Below are 8,533 nucleotides of genomic sequence, written 5' to 3'. Positions count from 1 at the left end.
TCCTTCAATCGATATCCGAAAAGATCGAATAGTCCCGGAGAAATGCAATAGTTCATCACCTTCGCGGCTGCGAAGGATATTAGCTTTCTGTAAAGTGGAACTCCGTCCGAAGTCACTCGGCTTCCTATGACAAGATCGGCGTCCGTCCGAATAAAATCCGGAAGTTTATCGGGATCATGAGAAAGCCCCGCATCCATCGTTACCACGGAGTCGTATTTTTTTTCCACGGCGAACTTCATCCCGTCCTGGATCCCGCCCGGGATATGAGTGTTCTTCTCGTGACGGATCGTAAAAAGTTTTTTAGGATTCTTTTTTATGAGTTCTTTAAGAATTTCGGGAGTTCTGTCTCTGGAAGCGTCGTCGACGACGAGAACATCCGAATAGACGAGAGCGCGCTCTACGACTTCTCGGATGGTTTCCTCCTCGTTGTACGCCGGAATCACGACGAGGTTTTTCATTTTTTAACTTCGAATACGGATTTGTCTGCTTCGATCCAACGAATCAATCTTTCCACGCCTTCTTTCGGTTTGAACTTCGGGTTGAATCCGAACTTTTTCGCGTTGGTGATATCGCAGATAAAATAACGCATGTCTCCGGGTCTTTCCACGTCGAATTGAATCTCCTGTTTTTTACCCAGGATATCCCCGATCATATGAATACATTCTAATAGAGAAATTTTATGATCCGGACCTCCTCCGATGTTAAAAACTCCGGGAGTCGGATTTTCAAACCATCTGAGATAACTCTCGGCGCCGTCCGCAGCGTAGAGAATGTCCCGAGCTTGTTTTCCGGTTCCGAAAATTCGCAGGGGCCAGCCGAATACGGAACGAATCGCGAAATTCGCAACCCAGCCGTGATCTTCCCCGCCAAACTGACGTTCGCCGTAAATTCCGGTAAAACGAAAGGAAGCGGCTTTTATTTTGTACATATCGACATACGTTCTGACGTAGTGTTCCGCGCTCATCTTAGAAGCGTGAAGAGGAGAAATTTCACCGACCATCACGGGCTGATCTTCTCCGATCGCGACCGGAGTTCTTTCGTAAGAAGTAGCGCCTTCTTTCAGACTGTCGTTGATGGAGTTTCCGTAAACGTGAATGGAGCTCGTATTTACGACGGGAATATTTCTTTTGCGTGCCACTTCGAGAACGTTGAAAGTTCCTACAACGTTAGTCGTCATGTCCAGTTCGGGATCTTCCCAGGAGATCGTCATCGCCGGCTGAGCCGCGGTATGAACGATAAAGTCGCAACCGGTGGTTCGGTCCAAAAGGTGTTCGAGATTTCGGATATCGCCCTTGACCATCGTGACTCCGAGGGCTTGCAGATAATTCCAGTTGTATTCTCTTGTGGCTTCGGTGCCGTAACCGGTTCTTTTCAATTCGTATTTGGTCATACTATCGTAGCTGATCACGTCCCAACCCTGTTTGCGAAACAATTCGCAAACGTGAGAACCTAAAAATCCGCATCCGCCGGTCACTAAAACTTTTTTTGCCATAAATTTCCCTTTTCCAATATTCTATAATTACAAAATTCTAAATTAATTGCTGAACCATTTTTTCCGGATCATAAGTCGAACAACGGAGAAGAATTCCCGAGCCATTCTTTTTTTTAAAGATTCGATCGGACGATAATAGGAAATCGGAATTTCGATACAACGCATATACGATCTTACGGTTTCCATCATAAGTTCAGGGATGATTCTTTGATCTTCCGTTTCCAGACGTTCTTCGATCTTGGAATAGGAATCCTTCCAGATCGCGAAGTAAGAACACATCGCGTCCGTAAAGCGAGGCTCCATTCCCCACCAAAACACTTCGATGAGTTTCCCGAGAATCAAATTTACGACGCGAACTCCGGGTAAAAGATTGGAGCCCTGTTCAATCATCTGTCGAGTCGTGCGAGTTCCGATGACCATATCCGAATCCTTGAGATATTCCAGAAGTTTCGGATAATCCTTGGAACGATAAGAGCCGTCCGGCGTTACGACGATCGTAATGTCTCCCGAAGCCGAATGAATCCCTTTTTGAATCTGTTTTCCGAAAACGTCCGAAACCCCTTCTGCGTCGCAGTGAAGAATTTTAGCTTTTTCTTTTTTAGCGATTTCTAATGTTTTATCCGAGGATCCGGAATCGACCACGAGAATCTCGTCGACTTTTCCCCTGAAATCCACGATGACGTCGGCGATGGAGCGTTCGTTGTTTTTGGTGGGAATGATCAACGTCGTTTTAAAACGCGCGAATTCTTCGTTTCGAATCTCATAGACCGCGTGGTGGTAGTCCTGCATGGAATTGATGTTGAAGTATTCCACGTCCAGCTCGGTCGCAAAAACCTTTCCGCTGTCCTTCGCCATAAAGTCGATGACATCGGTAATTTCTATGACTCCGCTTTTCGGAGAGGGAGGCGTTTTTTTGAAATATTCGAAAAAGGAAGGAGTGAAGAGATAACTTCCGAGACCGAGGAGATCGTTCGGAGGATCGGAGGGCTTTTCCACCAGTTCGAGAATACGATCGCCTTTGAGTTCCACGGAATAATTCTTACGAATCCGAGAAAGAAGAGAAGTCCTCTGGACCCCGATCGAAGCGATGAGTTTCGGATGTTTTTGAAGCGTGGTTAAGAATTTCTTATGATCGGGATGAAAGTAGAATTCATCTCCTAAGATCGTGATAAAAGGAGAATGGATCAGGGATTCTAAACTCGCGATATCGCTCGCAAGTCCCTTGGTCCCGTTACGAATGGAATCCTTCCTCGATGGTCAATTTCGGAGAGGAATTCATCAAGAAGAATCAAGCGGAATCCCCCGACGGAGTCGTGGCGTTCAAAGGAAAGGAAGGCGATCTCGGAGCCGGTTACGACGGACAGATCTTTTACTATTATTCCAGATCGATTTCCAATCTAAGTTTCGAATGGCCGGTCGGATTCGACGCGACTTACAGAGCCCCTCGAATCGGTTATCCTTTGCTTCTTTCCGTTTGGGGAATTTTCGGGAAATGGGGAAACATTGCGGGAATGTATATCCTCAGTCTTTCTTTGCTTTATCTTTCCTTTTTGGCGTTGCGCGTTCTTCTCAAGGAAAAATCTCACTGGGCGATTCTTTATCTGATTTCTCCGTTTACGTTGGCCAGTTATTCCGTCTTGGTAAGCGACACGATCATGGTTTCTCTGATCGTCCTTGCGATCTACTTTTATCAAAAGGAAAGTTACGTTCCGTTTTATCTTCTTTCCGGTCTTGCACTATTGACCAAAGAACCCGCCTTGTTTTACCTTTTCTCTTTAGGGCTTGCCGCGCTTTCCAAAAAAGACATTAAGAAAATGTTAATCGTTGGATCGACTCTTCTCGTTCCGGCTCTCTGGCAGATTTATCTGAAATATACTCTTCCGAATTGGACTCCGACGAGACTTGCGGTTTTTATGATTCCTTTCGAGGGAATTTTTAAATATCTATTGGAGTTAGCGGGAAGTTTTACAAGCGGGGGAGGAATCAAACAGATCGTTCGATCCTTTTCCAAATTTCCCCTTGTGCTTCAATTTTTGACGATGTCCTTAATTCCTCTTACCGGATCTTGGAAGAAAGGAACTTTTTACAAAATCGGATTCTCTTTGGTGATTTTGATGATAGCGATCGCGAACCACTATCACTTCTGGTCCGAGTATATCAATACGATCCGTCTTTTTACGTTTGCGATTCCCTTCTATCTTTTCATCAAAGCCGATGACGACAAGATCGTCGACCGGCCTTTTTTGATTTTGTTCTTCATCAACTTGGCCTTGATCCTCGCCAGGCTGACGGTTCTTTACAAGGTCCAAGACTACGTGATTCGATAATTCTTTTTCATCTTGAGAATTCCTTTTTGACAAAGAATTCTCGAGGTGAATATTGAGTCCCAAAATTAAACGGATTGAAGAATCGATTCTGCGCGCTTCGAATCGAAAAGAATTCAATTTCGTGAAAGGAACTTCTTATGGTAAGAATTCGAATCTTCGTCTTATTGTTGACTTTACTTTTGACGGTCGCGGGAACTCTTCTCGCGCAAACTTCGACAAACAAGGACTCGATCAAAAAGAAGGATCAGTGCGCCGAATTCTACAATCAGAGACAATTTGAAAAAGCTCTCGAAGCGTGTAATAAATCCATTGAATTGAATTCGAAAGACAGCAACGCTTTCGACCTCAGAGGTTGGATAAAAGTCAATCTTTACAAATACGAAGAAGCGATATCGGATTTCAACGCGGCGATTGAATTGGACGGAAAAAACTCGCAAGCGATCTTCAATCGAGGTTATACCTATTATTTTATGAACGAATACAAAAAAGCCTTGGAGGATATCAACGAGTCGATTCGCCTTAATCCTGAGTTCAACCGTTCTTATCTTATGAGAGGCAAGATCGGAAACGAATTGCAAGCCTACGAAGAGGCGATCGAAGACTTGAATCGTTGTATCGAAACCGATCCGAATTGGGTGGAGGCTTTGGTCGAACGAGGCATCGTCTATATCAAGACGAGTAAATTAGGAGAAGCCTATCAAGACTTTGATAAAGTTCTGAAGCTCGATCCCAAAAATGCAAGGGCCTTTTACAACAGAGGGATCATTTTGGTTTCGGTTGAAAATCCGGAATTTAAGAAGAACGGATGTTACGATCTCTATCAAGCTCATACTCTCGGTCACGAAAAGGCGATCAAAGCCTTAGATCATTTTTGTTCGGAGTTTAAAAAGAAGTGATTTTAAAAATCAAAAAATCAAGCCTTCGAACGTTGCGCGGAATCGCGTTTTGTCTTTCGTTTTTTATTTTTTACTTTTGCGGAACCGCGTCGACGCAGAAATCCAAAGTCGAACTGATAAGCCCAGGAATCTCCGTAAGAGGAGTCGGTTATAACGATTATACCGTGAGACACTTGGAGAACGGAATTTCTATTTCCGTTCCTAAGGACTGGACCTTAAAAAAAACGATCCAGAAGGAGTTAAAAGGAAACTCCTACTATTTTGAAAAAGAAGGAAACGGTTTGATCCACGGGATCACCGTCGTCGTGGTTTCGGATAAGAATTTCGTTTTTCAGAAAGTGCTTCCTAATTCTCCCATTTTAAAATGGTCGAACAATCCCGAACTGATTAAAGGTTTTAATTTCACCGATTATATGCCGTTCGAACTCGAGAACAACGTTGAAAAACATCAATTTCTTGCGGCAATGTTATCCTTGGGCGCGATGTACGAACTCATATACGAATATAAAAACGGACAAGTGATTCTTGCCACGTCTCTCGTATCGACCGTTCCCTTGTTGAGTTCTGAAGAACACAATATAGAATTCGAACAGACGATGTTGATCTTAAAATCGATCCGCTTGACTCAGTGACCTTTTGACTTCCTCCGTTTTTTAAATAAAGAACGTTAGTCGTCCTTTCGAAAACAAAAACTACGAGGTCGCGCCTGAAGGCGATTTCAAATCCGGGAAATTTTACGCCGCAGCGTTCTTTGTACGAAAAACTCTATAACTCAAAAAGATCAATATTACAACTCCCAAAAAGAAAAAAGCTCGGATAATCCACGTCGAAACCGGGGGTTCTCCGATCGAATATCCGAAATTTTCATTTTCTTTTTCTTCTTTGATTAAAACTTCTTTTGGAAGAGACGTTTCCGTAAACGTTTTTGCGAAGTCGAACTCTGGAGCTTGGGCGTACGGATTTCCGTAATAGATTCTCATCGTTTGGGATGAAGGATTTTCCACTTCCTCAATTTCCAAAGGAAATACCATTTCTTCCTGAAGAATAAAAAGTTCAACGCGCTCCACCGTTAAGGAAGGGTCGTCTCCGTCGAAAATTTCAAATTTCAGTTCCGATGCGATCGGATTTGCGAAGATGAAGTTCGCGTCGGAAGGAATATTCGGTTTTTTTAAAATGTTCTTCTCGGTTAGGAGACTGAATTCTTTGGAATCGTCCTTAAAAAACACTTTTACGTTTCTATCGTATTTTTCTTCTTTTAAGTGAAGGACGACCCTATGGATCGGAACTTTCATAGGATTTTTATAATAAAACACCGTGGATCTCGTATCCGGGTTGAAACCGAATTCTAAATCGGATCTTTCCAGCTCTTTTTTGAATTCAACTTGTTCCTGAATCGGTTTGTAAATCGCCTTTGGAAACGTAAAGTTCGCTTCCGAATCCGTTTCAATACGAACGTAGCTTATCTCCTCTTCGGATTCGAATTGAATCTGATTGGAAACTTCTCCTCCTTGATAACTGTAGATGTTAAAGCTGGATTCGGTTCCCCGGTCTTCTGGGTTTTTTCCTAAATAAACGGTGCCTCTTACTTCATACTCCGGAGGTCCCTGCGCAAGAATGGTTGTGTAATGTGTTTTCGCGGGGATTTTCGGAAGTTTTAAAACATAGACGTTGCCTGTATCGTTCTTCACTTTAAAAAGAAGTTTCGCGACGGACTCTCCACCTGCCGTGGACGTTTCGATCGTATTCCGAGTGATGAAGGGAATCGTTTTCCCGTTTTGAACGATCCTTCTATCGTTGACACCGGAATGTCTGACTATGTCCTCGTCCAACTTGATTTTTCCGTAAAAACCTGCGTCTTCGTTCTTTGGTTTTTCTATCTTCTGTATTTGGATATCTTTGTAATATTTATAACCTTTCACGTTGATCGATTCTGCCGAGAGGGACGCCGGCGCGGAAAAGACGCCGACGACAAAGAGAACTAACGTTAAACCGGTAAAGGTTTTTGAGACGGAAAGTTTTTCCTTAAATTTCTGATAAAAAAGACTCACTAAAAAGAATCCGATCCCGAGCGTAAAACCCGCTATGATTCTTACTATGATGCTCATCGTCCATATATCATAAAAATATAATTTTCCAACCAAGACGGACGCGACGACGATTCCGACGATCCGAAGCGATTTGAAGGAATATCGAAATCCCGCAAAAAGAAAGACCGAAGCGTAGAACGCAAGAACATAAGAAAAACATAAATTTCTATAGTGCTCGTCGCGAACCGCGTAGTGAACGTCAACGACGGTTCCCCAAATTAAAGTGATAATTCCCATATAAATGAATCCTCTTTCGAACCTGAAAACGGTTTCGTTTTTTCGAATTTGATACGTTGCAAAGAGAAATAAAGAAGCAAGGACATAAAGCGCGAATCGTTCGTTGAGAAGAAAAGCCCTATCGAGGTCCTCCATCTGATTTAGAAAGTAGAGTTTAAACAAGGCTAAGACCCAGATTCCGATCGAGATAATCTGAAAGGAAGTTTTCTTTAAATTTACTCCCAAGATCGATACAACACCCGCGAGCATGATCCATGAGAATGTCAGCCAGCTTCCTTCGGAGAAGTCGGTCAAAGACGCGAACGAGAACCCTAAGAGAAGACAAAGGTTGATCGTTTCGAAATTGTTCCGAGCCGGCGCAGGCAAGAGGCTCGATTTTTTTCCGAAACGATCGATCATGATTGCGAAGAGCAAGGCGCCGAAAAGAAAGAAATGCGCAGTTACATTCGGATAAAATTTCTGTAATTGATTGTATCCGGTGTAACCGAAAGCGAGAGCGTTGATTACCTGGAAAAGCGGAATCAAGATCGAATTTAGATTTGGAAAGAGTGTTCCCGATTCTTCCGTTCGATCGATCAACTTGGGAAGGAAGAAAAAATTTCCGTAAAGAAAAAGAAAAAAGGAAACGTTGATAAATGAAAACGGAATCGCAAAACCGCTTCTGTGTATGTTTTCCGCGGACCAAAATGTATAAAGAGTGAAGTTCGCAATCAACAATACAAAGGAAGATACGATCCAGAGCGATTTTCTAGAAATTAAGAAATGCAGAATATTCAAAAAAAGTAAATATCCAAAGAGGAATTTATATGAATTTTCGCCTTGAGAAATTAAAACGGGCGATAAGACGGAGCCGATCAAACCGAAAATATAAAGAATTTCCTTACGGATCCGATACGCCAATGCGGAGGAAAAGACGCTGAGAAAAGAAAGATAAAGAAACGTTTCCGAAAGAGTAAAGAGATCGTAATAGTAATATGCGCCGAACAAACTCAGATAGACGATCGAAAACCCGGTTCCTAAAACCGATTCAGGTAAAATCCGATAACCCTTGACGTTGAGCCTGAGCCCCGTGAAGGCGATTCCGAATCCGATCGACATCCCGATCAGGATTCTTCCCGACTCGTTGACCCAGCGGTTATCGAAAGCGTATTTGATAAACCAGATCGTCGCAAGAAGAATGGAAAACAATCCTGCTTTTCCTAATAGATTGCCTCCTAAAAAAAGTTCCCATTCAGGACTTCTCTTTTTTTCAAACGTTTTTTCTATCTTTGTCTCTGAGTGAATTGCTTGGGAAGGAAGCGGAATCGTTTCTCTTTCGGCAGAACTTTCGGAATACGTCGCGATTTCTTTTTTGAGGGAAATGACTTCTTCTTCGAGTTGATCTAAACGTTTTTTTATTTTCTCGATATCCAAGTAATACCTTCCATTTGAAGCATTCCGATAATCTTGCCGATTGCTTGCATGGAAAGCAAAATAACAATTTCTCCGCTGTCT

At 42.8% G+C, this 8,533-nt stretch carries 5 protein-coding genes and 2 pseudogenes; 3 read left to right on the top strand and 4 right to left on the bottom strand.

Annotation, left to right across the window (positions count from 1 at the left end; all coding sequences use genetic code 11):
- The 3 genes and pseudogenes from CH376_RS04805 to CH376_RS04795 form a co-directional block, all read right to left on the bottom strand.
- A partial coding sequence (locus CH376_RS04805) for a glycosyltransferase family 2 protein (protein ID WP_133124660.1) occupies positions 1 to 458 on the bottom strand: 458 nt, incomplete at its 3' end.
- Positions 455 to 1,492: an NAD-dependent epimerase/dehydratase family protein gene (locus CH376_RS04800; protein WP_100785093.1), complete on the bottom strand. Its 1,038-nt coding sequence runs from the start codon at positions 1,490 to 1,492 to the stop codon at positions 455 to 457. The genes CH376_RS04800 and CH376_RS04805, both read right to left, overlap by 4 nt.
- Positions 1,493 to 1,534: 42 nt before the next feature.
- Positions 1,535 to 2,719, bottom strand: a pseudogene (locus CH376_RS04795) (glycosyltransferase); the annotation flags it as partial.
- On the opposite strand from CH376_RS04795, the pseudogene CH376_RS04790 reads away from it, so the two are divergent.
- The 3 genes and pseudogenes from CH376_RS04790 to CH376_RS04780 all read left to right on the top strand — a co-directional run.
- Positions 2,716 to 3,819 (top strand): annotated as a pseudogene (locus CH376_RS04790) (AZOBR_p60025 family cell surface glycopolymer formation protein); the annotation flags it as partial. The pseudogenes CH376_RS04795 and CH376_RS04790 overlap by 4 nt on opposite strands.
- A gap of 137 nt (positions 3,820 to 3,956) precedes the next feature.
- Complete coding sequence (locus CH376_RS04785; RefSeq protein ID WP_100785096.1) at positions 3,957 to 4,715, top strand: tetratricopeptide repeat protein; 759 nt, start codon at positions 3,957 to 3,959, stop codon at positions 4,713 to 4,715.
- Complete coding sequence (locus CH376_RS04780) at positions 4,712 to 5,347, top strand: hypothetical protein (RefSeq protein WP_100785097.1); 636 nt, start codon at positions 4,712 to 4,714, stop codon at positions 5,345 to 5,347. Before CH376_RS04785 ends, CH376_RS04780 begins: the two co-directional genes overlap by 4 nt.
- Positions 5,348 to 5,449: 102 nt before the next feature.
- Here CH376_RS04780 and CH376_RS04775 read toward each other — a convergent pair whose 3' ends face one another.
- On the bottom strand, positions 5,450 to 8,452 hold the full coding sequence (locus tag CH376_RS04775; protein WP_100785098.1) for a DUF2339 domain-containing protein: 3,003 nt from the start codon (positions 8,450 to 8,452) through the stop codon (positions 5,450 to 5,452).
- Between the last annotated feature and the right edge of the window lie 81 nt (positions 8,453 to 8,533).

The sequence above is a fragment of the Leptospira adleri genome (assembly GCF_002811985.1).
GTDB lineage: Bacteria > Spirochaetota > Leptospiria > Leptospirales > Leptospiraceae > Leptospira > Leptospira adleri.
The sequence above is the reverse complement of the archived record's forward strand: the minus strand, read 5'-3'. Positions and strand labels throughout refer to the sequence as shown.